The organism is Ruegeria sp. K5, from assembly GCF_056531805.1.
The window spans coordinates 1,162,560-1,177,332 of record NZ_JBQFML010000001.1; the positions used below are offsets into that span (position 1 = coordinate 1,162,560).

General features: G+C 59.3%; 12 protein-coding genes. 4 read left to right on the top strand and 8 right to left on the bottom strand.

What is annotated here, in order from left to right; genetic code table 11:
- Positions 1 to 24 precede the first annotated feature (24 nt).
- Entirely contained in the window at positions 25 to 1,149 is a 1,125-nt protein-coding gene (locus tag ACR0MO_RS05855; protein ID WP_170621546.1) for a radical SAM protein, read from the bottom strand.
- A 167-nt stretch (positions 1,150 to 1,316) separates the two neighbouring features.
- Here ACR0MO_RS05855 and ACR0MO_RS05860 point away from each other — a divergent pair, with 167 nt between their 5' ends.
- A complete protein-coding gene (locus tag ACR0MO_RS05860; RefSeq protein ID WP_480780386.1) occupies positions 1,317 to 2,336 on the top strand; it encodes a hypothetical protein in 1,020 nt (339 codons plus the stop codon).
- Positions 2,337 to 2,417: 81 nt separating this feature from the next.
- A complete protein-coding gene (locus ACR0MO_RS05865) occupies positions 2,418 to 3,494 on the top strand; it encodes a pyridoxal-phosphate dependent enzyme (protein ID WP_170621542.1) in 1,077 nt (358 codons plus the stop codon).
- 101 nt (positions 3,495 to 3,595) lie between these two features.
- On the opposite strand, the gene ACR0MO_RS05870 is transcribed toward ACR0MO_RS05865, so the two are convergent.
- Both ACR0MO_RS05870 and ACR0MO_RS05875 read right to left on the bottom strand, forming a co-directional pair.
- Complete coding sequence (locus ACR0MO_RS05870) at positions 3,596 to 6,739, bottom strand: efflux RND transporter permease subunit (RefSeq protein WP_480890109.1); 3,144 nt, start codon at positions 6,737 to 6,739, stop codon at positions 3,596 to 3,598.
- A 12-nt stretch (positions 6,740 to 6,751) separates the two neighbouring features.
- Positions 6,752 to 7,912, bottom strand: a complete 1,161-nt coding sequence (locus tag ACR0MO_RS05875; protein ID WP_480890112.1) for an efflux RND transporter periplasmic adaptor subunit — start codon at positions 7,910 to 7,912, stop codon at positions 6,752 to 6,754.
- Between the two features lie 87 nt (positions 7,913 to 7,999).
- Between ACR0MO_RS05875 and ACR0MO_RS05880 the strand changes: the two genes are divergently transcribed.
- Positions 8,000 to 8,641: a TetR/AcrR family transcriptional regulator gene (locus ACR0MO_RS05880; protein ID WP_480871712.1), complete on the top strand. Its 642-nt coding sequence runs from the start codon at positions 8,000 to 8,002 to the stop codon at positions 8,639 to 8,641.
- 23 nt (positions 8,642 to 8,664) lie between these two features.
- On the opposite strand, the gene ACR0MO_RS05885 is transcribed toward ACR0MO_RS05880, so the two are convergent.
- The 4 genes from ACR0MO_RS05885 to ACR0MO_RS05900 are packed head-to-tail and all read right to left on the bottom strand — an operon-like array spanning position 8,665 to position 12,642.
- Positions 8,665 to 9,435, bottom strand: coding sequence for an SDR family NAD(P)-dependent oxidoreductase (locus ACR0MO_RS05885; RefSeq protein ID WP_170621534.1), 771 nt, complete (start codon positions 9,433 to 9,435; stop codon positions 8,665 to 8,667).
- Positions 9,432 to 10,370, bottom strand: a complete 939-nt coding sequence (locus ACR0MO_RS05890; RefSeq protein WP_480890115.1) for an SDR family oxidoreductase — start codon at positions 10,368 to 10,370, stop codon at positions 9,432 to 9,434. Before ACR0MO_RS05890 ends, ACR0MO_RS05885 begins: the two co-directional genes overlap by 4 nt.
- Positions 10,367 to 11,269 (bottom strand): bile acid:sodium symporter family protein, encoded by a 903-nt coding sequence (locus tag ACR0MO_RS05895; RefSeq protein ID WP_170451699.1) that lies wholly within the window; start codon positions 11,267 to 11,269, stop codon positions 10,367 to 10,369. The genes ACR0MO_RS05890 and ACR0MO_RS05895 overlap by 4 nt, the downstream gene beginning before the upstream one ends.
- Positions 11,266 to 12,642: a flavin-containing monooxygenase gene (locus ACR0MO_RS05900; protein WP_480890117.1), complete on the bottom strand. Its 1,377-nt coding sequence runs from the start codon at positions 12,640 to 12,642 to the stop codon at positions 11,266 to 11,268. The genes ACR0MO_RS05895 and ACR0MO_RS05900 overlap by 4 nt, the downstream gene beginning before the upstream one ends.
- A 47-nt stretch (positions 12,643 to 12,689) precedes the next feature.
- On the opposite strand from ACR0MO_RS05900, the gene ACR0MO_RS05905 reads away from it, so the two are divergent.
- The gene (locus tag ACR0MO_RS05905; RefSeq protein WP_480890120.1) at positions 12,690 to 13,370 is read left to right on the top strand and encodes a TetR/AcrR family transcriptional regulator; all 681 of its coding nucleotides are present in this window, start codon (positions 12,690 to 12,692) and stop codon (positions 13,368 to 13,370) included.
- On the opposite strand, the gene ACR0MO_RS05910 is transcribed toward ACR0MO_RS05905, so the two are convergent.
- Positions 13,367 to 14,707, bottom strand: coding sequence for a serine hydrolase domain-containing protein (locus tag ACR0MO_RS05910; RefSeq protein WP_480890122.1), 1,341 nt, complete (start codon positions 14,705 to 14,707; stop codon positions 13,367 to 13,369). The two genes, ACR0MO_RS05905 and ACR0MO_RS05910, sit on opposite strands and share 4 nt — an antisense overlap.
- Positions 14,708 to 14,773: the final 66 nt, after the last annotated feature.

A 14,773-nucleotide genomic window follows, 5' to 3' on the forward strand; every position in this document is an offset into this window, starting at 1 on the left:
GCTGCACTCGCCAATGCGGCCAGCTTACACCAAACTGTTGAAATTCGCCAATTTCGCCTCACCCGCCCGGCGGATAGCGGCCTGATACCAGGTTCCAAGCAGGGCGATATATCCCGTCAGATTGGTCGATGTCACGGTTCCGGCGGTATCATGCGGCCCGCGCAGCCCCCGTTCGACTGCCAGTTGGCTGTAATACTCGATGACGCGCAGGATCATGGTGGGTTCGGCATAGGCCAGCGACAGATGCTCGGGCTCCCACACCGTGTTGAAATACAAAACCGCGCCCAGATCGTCGGTGAAATCCATCAGTTCGGAAAGCTCCTGCCAGTTCACCGTCATGATACAGGCCGAGATGCCGATGGGCCGGTTGTGATGGTGCGAATAGTCAGCCAGCCAGCGGGTGTTTTGGATCACCTCATCAAAATCCGCGTTGCGCCGGATCGAGCCATAGGTGTCACGCCGGACCGTATCGAGGGAGATACCGATATGTACGTTACCCCGCTCCAGCACGGACAAGGCCTGATCCGGCAGCAGGGTTGCGTTGGTCTGAATGGTAATCTCGCAATCCGGGTTCAGAGTGATCATCTTCTCCCAAATCCGGTAGTAAAGCCGCATCAGGAACGGCTCACCACCATAGAAGGTCGTGCCTTCGAGGTACGGGATAAAATCCTCCAACTCCTCGACAAAACCATCGCCATAAGCTTGCTGCATGGGCGCACGCAGTTCCCTGTAGCGGCGAATGCGCGAGGACAGCTCGCCATTGCACATGATGCATTCAAGATTGCAGGCATTGTGCAACTCGAAGGAAAACGAGGTTGGGTGATCCGGATCAACGCTCCAACGATCAAAATGCTGCGCGACGACCGCGCCGTAGTTCCCGAATTCAATCTGCGATCCGCATCCGTTGCACCCTCCGCCAAGTTCGCCTTTTGCCACGCGCTGGCACAATGTCTGACGCGGACGCCCCTGCCAGATTTCGTGGATGGACTGATCCGGGTACCGGCCCAGCGGCTCGCGATTGTAGCAACAGCTTGAGACATTGCCGTCCGTGCCGAAATACAGGCTGGTCGACGGGCTGTAACACAGGATGGGCCGGGGTCCGGCGCGGCGCTGTTGATTGTAGTGATAGTTCTGAATCGGGTTGATCATGGCCCCACCAAAACTTGCTCGGGCTTGATCATAACACACCGTGGCCAAGCCATGGCCGAAAACTGCCGACATGCGTGGCCCGTGGGCAGAACCTCAGAAACGATGAAGCTGCTTCAAATCCGTGATATGCTTTGTTTTGTCATGATTTTTCACGCAGGGGGTCTGGCGTGCGCAAACGTCGAGTTGAACTGGTTTACTTTTCCATTGTCGCGCTGCCCATTTGCGTCTTTGCGGTCCATGAACTGATCCAGACCCATATGCTGTCCAAGGATCTGGACCTTTCCCCTGACATTCTGGTGCAGGACAAGGACTGGTTGGAGACGGTCGGCAGATACAGGTTTCTTGCCGCCGCCTGGTTCTTTGCCGCGCTGGCCATTCTGCCCGTCGCAGTGCTGGCCCGCAACCTGATGCGCCCGACCGAACGGAACACAAGGGTTGCGGCGGTTCTGACCGTTGTGGTCGTATTTTTGCTGGCCATGATCCCGGTGATCCAACAGCACCTGACGGGAACGCCGCCGCAAATTTACCGGCAGGTGGGAAAAGAAGTGTTCGAGATGACCCTGTCCAAAGGAACCCTGCCCGGCTGCCAGAGCGTCGGCGATCGCTGGCTGATGGGCACATGCGGGGAAATTCCGGTGTTTTCGCTGTTCCGGCGTGTGATGGACATTATCACAGGGCTGGCGGGTCTTGCAGTCGGGGCTTTGATTGCGGGAATGATCCTGTGCCTGGCAACCGGCGAAAACGGCGATATCGAAGACACCGCTGTCCGATTGGCCCGCAACATACGCCAGATGAAGCAACAGCTTTACCTGTCCAGTCTGATCCTGACTTTCGGCATGTTCTTCGCCTCAAGCTGGATGTACTGGCCCTTGCCCGTGATCGCCGAGTCGGAAAAGTCCGCATTCACATCCTTGGTCACCGCATCGGCCTTGCTGACCGGCACCTATTTCTGCCTGCTGATGCTCAGCTTTTTCCTGCCTGTGGCTGTAATTCTGGACGGCCGCGTCACAAATCTGGCAATCGCCGCGCGCCAGAACGAAGGCGGTGAGGACGATTTTGACGTTCAGGACTGGCGCAAGGAACACGGGCTGTCAGATGGGCCCGGCGATTTCATGCGCGCGGGTTTTGCGCTGGCCGCCCCCATTTTGGCGGCTTTTGCGGGCGGCATCTCTCCGATCAGCGTCTGACCCCGCAGAACAACCAAGCGACGTATCAATCTGAGCCGACCTGTGGCACGGTTCGCAAACAAAGGAAACTGGGAGGACCTCATGGCTATTCGCAAGACTAAGGGGCGTGGACGCCTGTTCGACAGTGTTTTGGACACGGTAGGTGACACGCCCTGCATCCGCATCGGCAGGATCGCACCGGCGCATGTGTCCGTCTATGTCAAGTTCGAAGCGTTCAATCCTGCCGGATCTGTCAAGGATCGTCTGGCCCTCAACATCATCGAAGCAGCCGAGCGCGACGGTCGCCTGAAGCCGGGTCAAACGGTTGTCGAGGCGACCTCGGGCAATACCGGGATCGGTCTGGCGATGGTTTGTGCGGCCAAAGGATACCCGCTTGTCGTGACCATGGCAGACAGCTTCTCGGTCGAACGGCGCAAGCTGATGCGGTTTCTGGGTGCAAAGGTTGTTCTGACGCCACGGGCGCAGAAAGGTTTTGGGATGTATACCAAGGCCAAGGAACTGGCCGAGCAAAACGGGTGGTTCCTGGCCAGCCAGTTCGAGACCGCCGCCAACGCGGATATCCACGAAAACACAACCGCGCAGGAAATCCTTGGCGATTTCGGTAGCGGACGGCTGGATTACTGGATCACGGGGTATGGAACGGGCGGAACGGTGTCCGGCGTTGCACGCGTGCTGCGCAAGGAACGCCCTGACACCAAGATCATCCTGACCGAGCCTGCGAATGCGGCCCTTGTCGGGTCGGGCTATGTGAACACTCGCAATGCGGATCATCAGCCAACCGAAAGCCACCCCGAGTTTGAGCCGCATCCGATTCAGGGCTGGACGCCCGATTTCATCCCGTGGGTTCTGCAGGAAGCAATCGATCAATCCTACTATGACCAGTTGATCCCCGTTCCGGGCAGCGAAGGCATCGCATGGTCGCGCCGTCTTGCCGCCGAGGAAGGTATCTTTACCGGGATCTCTGGTGGTTCGACTTTTGCGGTGGCGATGAAGGTGGCCGAAGATGCCCCCGAAGGTTCGGTGATTTTGGTCATGCTGCCGGATACGGGCGAACGCTATCTCTCGACACCTTTGTTCGAAGGGATCGAAGACGAGATGACGGACGAGGAACAGGCAATTTCGATGTCCACGCCGTCTGCACAAATGGTGGCCGAGTAGGTCTCTGCTTTTATTGGCGCGTATTGAGACGATCTGTTCCTGATCGTCTCAAAATAGGTTGGCGAAACCGAAAAGAACCCTGCCCTCAGGCGTCAGAACTCTTATTCGGCGGCAAGCGGGACTACGGCATTGCCAGGCTCGGATTTCCGGCTGGCAGGCAGGCATACCGCGCTGGCCCGTCTTCGATACAGCATCGCAAAGACGGGCGGCGTGAAGTAAAAGGACACCACGGTCGACAGCAAAACACCCCCGGCGATTGCCACGGCAAAGGGCGGCCAAAACGCGCCCCCGCCAAGGATCAGCGGAAGGAACCCGCCGAACGTGGTGATGGTTGTCGAGATGATGTGGCGGCTTGATCCCGACACAACCCGCGCCATGGCACTCAGGTCGCCCCGGCTGGCCTCCGGGTCCTTTTGCAACCCCGTTAGAATGATGATCGCCGCGTTGATCGACACACCGATTGACCCAATCACACCAATGATCGCGGTGATCCCGAATGGGAATTGCATGACGGCCAGTGACAGCATCGAAAGCCCGGCTGACAGAATGCACACGACCAGCGTTACAACGGTCAGGCGGAAGGAATTGAAGGTCAGCACAATGGTGGCAATCGACAAGGTGACAATCAGGCCGACAGACGCCAGCAGATTGCCCACGGTGTTTGACCGCGCGTCGCTGTCCCCGCCCAAAGACATCGAATAGCCTTGCGACAGGACAAATCCGGATGCGTCCAGCGCTTCCAGCACGTCCTGCAACGCCTCTTCCGGCAACACGCCCGGCACGATGAACGCCTGAATGGTGTTTTCGCGCACGCCATCTGTCCGGGTGATGGTGCTTTCGGCAGGTTCCAGAACGGGCCGCGCCAGTTCTGACAACGGTACCGCAGGGAAAACCCCGGTGGCCGAAACCGCAGGGGCATTCGGCAGCAGGATCGGCATACTGACAATCGCGCTCAGGTCCGAGCGGACTTCGTCGCCCAGCCGCACGCGCACAGGCAATTGCTCGGTGCCCTCGATCAGCGACCCGCCGGTAATTCCTACAAGTGCAGTATCCAACTGACCGGCAATATCGGCCACGTCCAGCCCCAGCAGGCGGGCCTTAACCTCATCAATCTCGAACCGGATCTGAGGGTTGCCGCCATTGACGCTGGCCCGTGCCTGCGTCACCAAATCCAAGTTCGCCATGATCGAGCGAACTTCGTCGCCCAGATTGCGCAGAACAGTGATGTCCTGCCCCTGAATTTTGACCTCGACCGGGGCGTCAACCGGCGGGCCTTGCACCAGGTTGCGCACGATGATCTGGGCATCGGGGAAATCGGTATCCAGACGGCTTTGCAACGCGCCGACAAGGCGGGCTGCATCATCGGCGGTGTCGGTCGTGATCATGGCCTGCGCAAACCCCGGCTCGCGTGAGCGGTTGCCGACAATGTTGTAGTAAAAGGCCGGGCCGGACTCACCCACGGTCCAGTAGACGCTTTTGACGCCTTCGTCGGCCAGCAGCATGGCGTCGATCTGCCGCGCTGTTGCTTCGGTGGTGGCAATGGATGTGCCGCCCGGCATGTCGACCTCGATATAGAACTGGTTGCGGTCGACGCCCGGAAAAAACTGCGCGGTCAGTGTCGGGAAGGCGGCAAACCCCAGCACGGGCAGAACCAGCGCCAGCGCGATGGATCGGACCGGGTTGGCCACCGACAGGCGAATGGAGGCTTCGAACAGGCGGGCAAGCGGCGGGATGCTGATCCCCCGGCTCAGCATTCCGGCATCCGGGCGGTCGGACAGAACCCAGCCCGCAATCGCCGGCGTCACGGTCAGGGCAACGACCAGAGACCACACCAGCATCAAAACCACCGCGATGGCGATTGCGCCCACAAAATCCCCGGCGGGTCCGGGCAGCAGTATCATAGGTGTGAAGGCCAGCGCCGTGGTGACCGTCGATGCCAGCAACGGCGCGGCCAACCGGCGAACGGCGTCCTGCACGGCGGCAATGCGGGCCATCCCGTCTTGCAAGCGTCGTCGGATTTCGTCTGTCATGACAATGGCCGCGTCCACCAGCAGACCCAAGGCCACAATCAGGCCGGTGACAGACATCTGATGGATCGGCAGGCCGATCATGTTCATCGTGGCCAAGGTCGCCAGTGAGACGACAGGCAGCACCAAGGCCACAATGGCCGCAGCGCGAACGCCAAGTGTGATGAACAAAACGGCCACAACCAGCGCGACGCCAATGGCCATATTGATCCCGACCTCGGTCAGACGGTCCGTTGTATACTGGCTTTGATCGAACAGCAGCACTTCCTGAACGCCCAACGGCACCGACGGCGCACCTGCCGCAAGTTCTTCCCGAAGGAAACCGGTCCAACGGTCGATCTGCACGCCGTCTTGTGCAAGCACGCCCACCAGCACGGCGGGCTTGCCATTGGCAAAGGCGATTGAGGATTGCGGATTGCGCGCACCGCGATCCACGCTGGCGATATCGCCCAGTTGCACCACCGCCCCTTCTTCACTTTCCCGCAGGACGATGCTGCGAATGCGGTCCAGCGTTTCGATTTCACCGCTGATGTTGATGGTCAAATCCACGTCGGATTGCAAACGACCCGACTGGACCTTGCCATCCGCATCGGCAATGCGCTGAGAGATCTCGGCAGCGCTTAGCCCCAAGGCCGCTGCCCTGTCCATGTCCACACTGACCAGCACTTCCTCGTCTGGCTGACCAAAATACTCAACGGCGCGCGTTGCGGGAATCGCGCGTAGTCGATCCCCCAACGCCTCGGCGTGGCGCGACAGCAATGTGACCGGGAAATCCGGGCTATCCGCAGCGACTGCGATAACCGCCGAATAGGCCGAAATGCCCTCGGCATCGAAGTCCGGCGGCAGCACGCCCGCCGGGAAGGTCTGGCGGGCATCTTCGACGGCATCGCGTGCCTCGGCCCAGACTTGTTCGATGGTAGCTTCGTCCAGTGTTTCCAGCAACTCGACCGAGACCACCGAAACGCCCGAGCGGGACACGGAACTGATCTCATCCACCTCGGCGATTTTTCGCAGTTCTTCCTCGATCTCTGCCGTAACCAGCGCTTCGACCCGTTCCGGATCGGCCCCCGGAAACTGTGTGGTCACTGTTGCAAAAAGGTTGGTGATCGTGGGGTCTTCCTGACGTCCCAGCGACAGGAAGGATGACAGGCCCGCAGATACCAGAACCAGTATGATCAGGGCGACAAGGCGGGGGTGGCGAAAGGTCAGGGTTTCCATGGGATCGCTCCGTTACTCGTCAGGGCCGAAGGCGACACGCTGCCCAACGGTGACACGTTGTGGCCCTTGATCGATCAGGACGGTCCCGTCCGGAAACTGCCCGCGCACAAAGACCCGGTCATCCTCAGCATGCAGCACCTCGACAGTCGCAAGCCGAACGGTCTTTTGCGCATCGGCAACCAGCAGCGTCCACTGCCCCCGCGTCCCTTCCTTTAGGGATGTCGTGGGCACCCATGTCCCGGCACTTTCCACCGGATCAAGGACATGCACGCGTGCAGTCTGCCCGAACGCAACATCCGGCCCGTTTTTCAGATCGAACAGTGCCGTCCGCGTACGGGTCACCGGATCAATATCGGGGCGCAGGGTTGCAAGTTCTGCCAGGTAGCTCTGACCCGCGATTTCGATCTCAACATCCGCCAGCAGCGCCGGATCGACATCCAGCGGGATTCCGATCCGAACCTGAGGCGAGACAAGCTCGACCATGCCCAACACCAACTCACCGGACCGGAGCGTTTCCCCGCCATCCACGTGCCGCGAGGTGATTTGACCCGCAAACGGGGCCTCGATGCTGGATTTCTCGATTCGCACCGTCACATCCCGCAAACCAGCGTCAAGCTCACCAATCCGGGACAACAGTTCATCCTGCTGCGCGACGGCCTCGTCCAGACGGGCCTGGCTGGTAAAGCCCTGCCCGATGAGTTTTGCGTTTCGCTCGACTGTTTTCTTTGCAAAGGCAAGCTGCGCGGCAATGGCATCTCGTGACGCGGTCAGGCGATCGCGTTCCACCTCCAGCAGCGCAATGTCCAAGGTCGCAAGAAGCTGCCCCTTGGCCACTGCATCGCCCTCATCCACAAGAATCTGATCCAGCCTGCCATTCAGTTCGAACGAAACATCAGCCGAGCGTTGAGGTTCGACCTGCCCGATGAAGACCCGATCCACCGTATAGGCGTTTTCAGAGATGATCGGAGTGACGGATACCGGGGTCACTGCGGCGGCGTCTGGTGCAGGTACAGCATCCGCCCTGCGCGTCAGTTCCGAGGTTCCGACGTAAACAGCGGCGGCTGCAACGGCGATCACGCTGACGGTCAATCCAAGCCGCACCGTGCCACGCAACACGCGCGAAAACAGACCTTGCTTGGCAGGTTCAGAGGGGGATGTCGCAGGATTCGGCATTTGGGGACCTCATCAAGTTAGCCTCTCTAACATATGTTAGAACTTCTTACTTTGACAAGGGGTACGCGATCTGGCAGATGTTGGATCATGACGAGCACAGAAAAAATCCTCGCGCCAACCAGGGGCGCTGACCGCCAGGCCGTGGGCAAGAAAGCCTATCATCACGGTGATTTACGGGCCGCTCTGATCGAAGCGACCCGGCAATTGGTGGAAGAAAAAGGCCCCGACAGTTTTTCCGTGTCCGAGGCCTGCAGGCTGGCCGGAGTATCCACCGCTGCGCCTTACAAACACTTCAAGGACAAGACGGAAATGCTTGTCGCCACCGTTCTCGAAGGGATGGTTCGGCATCGCGAAAACATGCTGGCGGCGCTAAAGGGCATCCCCGAAGGCTCGCCCGAACGCATCACCGCAATCGGCATGGAGTACATTGCCTTCGCGCTGAACGAGCCGGGGATTTTCCGGCTGAAATTCGGCGGGTTCACAGACCGCATCGCCGACCAGCGCCTTGAAGAAGGCGGGCAGCAGAGCTTTGGGATTCTCTTGGCCGAAGTGGCGAAATGTCTGGGTGAATCGGAAATCACAGAGGAGGTCCGCCGCCGAGGCTTTCTGTTGTGGAGTTTCGTTCACGGGTTGTCCTTCATCCTGAAAGACCATGCGCTTGCAGAGAAAGGCCAGGATTTCGATTTGCACGATCTTCTGGAAGACGTCTCGCAAAGAATGCTGAGTTGACCCTGCACCAGCCTATGGGCGCTTCAACCCTTCCCAATCCTTCGCATCATCTGGCGCAGGTAAAGCGTTGGGGACACGCGGTTCAAAATGTTCGAAAGCGTGGCCACACGCCCAACGGGAACAAAATCCTGCTGCTTTTGCACACCGCGAAGAATGATCCGTGCTGCGTCCTGAGGCGCAATGTACTCGATACCATCAGCCGCAGAGCCCGGACGCACAAAATCCGATTGGTTGGCATGCGGTCGCCCGATATTGGTCGCGACAAAAGACGGGGCCGCGATGACCACGTTTACCCCATGAGGCAATTCCTCGGCCCGTAGCGATTTAAAAAACCCCTCCATCGCGTGCTTGCTGGCGGCGTAGGCGGTGCGGTGCAGCAACGGCGCGAACCCGGCGACCGAGGATATTGCCAGATGGGTTCCTTTGGCCAAGCGGACGGGTTCTAGAAAGTGTTTTGCACACTCGACGGCTGCAAAATAGTTGATTTCGAACAGTTTCCTGTGTGCCTGCATGTCGCTGTCGGCAAAGGCCGCTATTTGCGAAACGCCCGCGTTGTAGATGACCAGATCGACCGAGGGTCTGTCACTAATGATCTCGGCGCAGGTCGCCGCACAATGATCTGGCTTGGTCAGATCGCAGGCGTAGACGCTGACATTTTCCAAAGCCGCCAGTGCATCAAGTTCAGGGCCGGGAAGGTCGATCAAGGCCGTATGCCAACCCTGATCCCGCAGCGCCATGGCAAGGGCCTGCCCTAACCCGCCTGCCCCTCCGGTTATGACGGCGGTCTTTGTCATGTCCTGCTCTCCCACCAGCGCTGGAACGCCTCGGCGCTGGAAAGGCTGGGGTGATAGCCGAAGTCGGATTTCAGGGATGCGTTGTCCAGTACGGGCCGATACTGCAAGAACCTGACCTGCTCGGGTCCATAACGGCTCAGACCCAAGGGCCGGGCCACGGTCAAGGCCAGTTTGATCAGCCCCGGCGGCAGCCATCGCACGGTTTTACCCATTGCATTGGCGATTTCGGACAGTGTCAAAGCGCCATCACCCGAAACGTTAAAAACACCCGCTGGCCCGTCGGTTGCAGCCCGCAGCAAAATCTCGGCAAGGTCCTGATCCCAGATGAAAACAAAGGGGCTGTCCGACCCCCTTAACCCGAGCAATCGCGGTTTATGGAACAGGGACGTGATCTGGTTCTCGACACCTTCGCCCAGCACCGTACCCACGCGCAGAACGACCTGTTGCAGGTCGGGGGCATTTTCTCTGGCTTCGGCCAACATCTCTTCGACCAAGCGCTTGTGCCAGGAATAGGCAAACTCCCGATTGCCCCGGATCGCGTCCGTTTCACGCAGCGGTACAGGGTTGTCGGCGTGGTAACCATAAGCCGCGCCCGAGGACGTGACCACCAAACGCCGCACCCCAGCTCCAATGGCCGCGTTCAGCACATTCCGGGTGCCTTCGACATCGACCTGATATTCGATCTCACGCGTTGACTCGGGGCCCGGAGTTACAATCGATGCCAGATGCACAACGGTATCGGGGCGTTCTGCAGGGATGATGCTCTGCGGGTCGTCGCCTGTCACGTCCATCGTCAGAAAACGCGCGTTGGGCGGCAAGTCCTCAGGCTTGCGAATGTCGGTCGCAACCACATCCAGTTCCGGGCGTTCACCAAGGCGCCGCAAAAGCGCGGCCCCCACCGCCCCGGCTGCGCCAGTGATCAATATCCGGGTCATGCCGGAACCGCTCGCCGTGCGAAATAGCGCGCCAGTGCGATCCCCGAGATCGCGTGCCATATGCCCCAAAGGGCCGCTGCAACGGCCATCCCGCCCAGCCCACCGAAGAAAGCAAAAATCAGGATCAGCCCAAGGCCCGAGTTCTGAATGCCGGTCTCGATGGTCACGGACCGGCGATCCCGTTCGGACAGCCCTGCCACGGTCGCGGTGACATACCCGCCCAAAAAGGCCAGCGCGTTATGGATTACCACAAGGCCGATGATCGCCCCGGCAAAGCTTAGGAAATGGGCCCAGTTCGCGGCAAGCGCCAATGCGATGAAGGCCACGAAAATGCCCATCGACACCCACTGCATTGGTCGGCGAATACGGTCGGCAAATGCAGTGAACCTCGCGTTCACGACCATTCCCAGGATCAGCGGCAGGATCAGCATGAACCCAACCGTTATCGCGACCGAGACCGGATCGATTTCCGTACGCTGCAAAATCTCGCGCGTCGGGCCATAAAGATTGCCCCAGAACGCAATGTTTATCGGTGTGATGACAATCGCCCCGACCGTCGCAAAGGCCGTCATGGAAACGGACAGCGCGACATTGCCCTGCGCCCGATGGGTCATGAAGTTCGAGATATTCCCGCCGGGACAGGCCGCAACCAGAATAAGGCCCATCGCAACAGATGGCATGGGCCGAAGCACAAGGATCATCAGAAATGTCAGCGCAGGCAGGATCAGAAACTGCGACGCCAGCCCGACAATCAGTGGCTTGGGTCCGCGCACAACGCGGCGAAAATCGTCAATCCGCAAATCCAGCGCAATCGAGAACATAATGATCGCCAGAACCGCATTCAGAACCCTGAGGTTTCCGGCATCAAAGTTCAGCGCAACCTGATCGATCCCGTTCATCGCTCAGCCGCCCGCAGCGCCGCGATCTGACCGGTGACTTCTTTGCGATAGGTTGCCTTGTCGACGTAATACGCCATGCGCGGCAGGTCGATATAGTTCATGCCCCCCGTCGCCCGCTCATACCCTTCGGACTTGCTGGCACGGATCGCCTTGGCTGCCGCGTTGCCCGAGCGCAGACCAGCGATATACCGCGCAACCATCTCGGCCTGCTCATGACGGCCTTGCCAGCCCAACCCCGACGCCTCGACCATGCCGAGAACGAACAAGTCATCCCGGTCCGGGTGCATGCAATTGAGGTACAGGTCCGGGGCGTCGCCCTTCCAGTTCAGCAAGTCCTTTTCGATGAAAGGATAGTGCAGCGAATACCCGGTCGCTGTCAGGATCATGTCATATTCGGCTGAACTGCCATCGCGGAAATGAACCGTCTTACCCTCGAACCGTTCCACATCCGGGCGCACCTTCAGGTCCCCGTGCCCGGCATGGAACAGGATCAGCGAGTTGACTACAGGGTGAGACTCGTACAGCGCATAGTCCGGTTTCGGAAACCCGTATTTCTGCGGATCACCGACGAACCATTTCAGGATTGCCCCGTCAACCTTGCGCTTCAGCCACATGGGCAGGCGGATCTTGCCGCCCATCGTGTCTGCCGGAACGCCAAATACGTATTTCGGCACAAAGTAATACCCGCGGCGCATCGACAGATCGCAGGACAGCCCGTGGTGGATGGCATCCACCGCAATGTCGCACCCGGAATTCCCCGCGCCGATGACCAGAACACGCTTACCGGCGAATTGGGTCGGATACCGATATTCGGATGCGTGGATCAGTTCACCTGTGAACTCGCCCTTGAACTTGGGCATGTTGGGTTCCGACAAGGTGCCATTTGCGATCAGAACACCCGCAAAGGTCTGGGTCTGTTCGACCCCGGCCCTATCGCGCCAGGTCACATCCCATCCGCCATCCTGCAAAGGCTTGGCGCTTAGAACTTCTGCACCGAAGTGAAAGTGCCGATACAGGTCGAAGGCGTTCGCGAATTCCTGAAAATAACGCTTCATCTCGCGATGCGACGGGTATTCTGCCGTGTCCTCCGGCATGGGGAAGTCAGTGAATTCCGTCATCCGCTTGGAGGATATGAGGTGGGCGGTCTCGTACATCGTGGACCTGGGTGCATCGATATTCCAAAGACCACCCACATCATCTGCCAGTTCAAATCCCTGAAATGGCACTCCCTGCTCGATCAGTGTCTTGGCCATTGCAAGACCCATGGGCCCCGCGCCGATCAATGCAAAACACTCTTGGGGGCGGGCCTTTACCTCAACCGGTTGGCCCGCTCTTACCTGCCCCTGTTCCATCCGCGCCTCCTCCTGCGACATCTCTTATCTTGAACGAACGTTCGAAATAAGGCAAACTGGTTTTTGAGATGGCCCAACATGCTGTAAAAGAACGAAAAAGAGCACCTTCGCAGCGATCGCTTGCCGCGAGGGACCGAATCCTGGACGCCGCCGAGCTGGTTTTTGCAGAACGGGGATTCGAAGGGGCATCGATCAGGGACATTGCCGAACGGGCGCAGGTTCAAAAGGCCAGCGTGAACTTTCACGGTGGCCCGAAAGACGAGTTGTTCGAGCGTATCGTAGCGCGTCGGGCCGCCGAGTTGTCGGAAGAACGCCTTGCGTCCATCAGAGCGCTTGAGGCTCAGCAGGACTGGAGTGTTGGCGACCTGATGTCAGCCTTCATGCTGCCGCTTGTGACCCGCGCCTTTGGTGGCGATCCTCAGTGGCTGGCCTATGCGCGCATTGTGGCAATCGTTTCAGCTGACACGCGATGGCGCGCGCTGGCCAATACGCATTTCGATCCGGTGGCCACGCGTGTTGTACAGATGCTGTGCGCGCGTTTCCCCGGCGCGGACCCGGCGCGCGTCGCTGGCGCGCTGGTGTTTGCGGTGTCGTCCATGCTGGCGCTCTGTACCTCTGACTGGCGGATTGCCGCGCTCGGCGGAACGGGTGACGAACCGCAGTCTGACGACATGATCCAAAACCTGCTGTGTTTCTGCGAGGCTGGCATTCTTAGCAGCGTGGATCAGAACCTCCCGCTACAAAGTTAGTTTTCAGCAAAGGCCGCGATCAGTTCCTGCGCCAACGGCAGCGAGGAATACCCCAGTTTCGAAGGCGTCAGACCCAGCCGGACGACGACCATGTCATGGGACGGGAAAATGCCGATGGTCTGTCCGTCGTGGCCCTGTAACCAGACCGAATCTTCGAAGGACGGCACGCCACCCGGGGCCTCGATCCAAAGGTGCCCTTTGGCATAGGCACCATTCGACGCGGCCACCGGCTCAAACATCCAATCCGTAAATCCTTCGGGCAGTATCTGCTGCCCATCCCAGACGCCCTTTTGCAGCAAAAACTGCCCAAACCGCGCCCAGTCCCGCGCCGTAGCGTACATATAGCTGGACCCGACAAACGTATCCGCAGCATCTGTTTCCAGCACGACCGAGGTCATGCCCAACGGCTCGAACAATGCCTCCTTCGGATAGCTTAGCCCCCCGTCGCCAACCGCGTCTTGCCACACGCGGGACAGTGCAGTGGATGTTCCGGACGAATAGTTGAAGTCGGTGCCAATTTCGCTCTCTGCTGGACGACCTGCCGCAAATCCGGCCATGTCATCACGCAGATAGAGCATTCTGGTGACGTCAGAAACATCCCCGTACTCTTCGTTCCACTCCAGCCCGCTTGCCATCGACAACATATCGGCGACAGTGATGTCCCTGCGGCTGTTATCGGCCCATTCGGGGAAGCTGTCGACCAGTTTATCGTCCAACGCCATCTGGCCGGACTGTATCAACGTACCAATTAGGCCCGCCGTCACGGTCTTGGTCATGGACCATCCCAACAGCGGGGTGTTTTCGTCGAAACCCGGCGCATAGCTTTCCCCAACGATGCGACCATCTTGCACGACAACGACAGCGCGATACCCTTCGCCAAGCAAGGTCTCGTCGGACAGAATGCGTTCTATTTCAGCATCTTGAGACGGGTTTACGCGGTTTCCCTTCGGCCAGATGCCGTCCGGCAATGACGGCGACGCAGCAAGGGTCTTGTCGCTGAGTTCGGACGTGTGCAGGTTCGCACACCCTAACCCCTCGCGGTATTGAGAAGTTGCAGGCGCAAAGAACCGGAAAATCCGTGCCTCGACGCTTTGCGCTTCGCGGTCCACATTGATCGAGATTTGCCGAAGCAATGGATGCCCGGGGGCTTGCACGTCAACCGACAGAACCTCATCCGGGTCGCGCCCCGCGATGAACACGTTGGAACAGACGATCTTGGCCGAGTAATTCGTGCCGACCTTCAGCAAATCGGGCGGCGCAATCAACAGATACCCTGTCAGACCGAGTGCGCCGGCAACTGCCGCGCCCGCGAAGATCTTTGCCGCCTTTACCAACATCGCCCCTATCAGCCGGTGTGCCCGGCCCTCCTCTCAACCCGATACCTGGTTTGACTAGAGTATAAG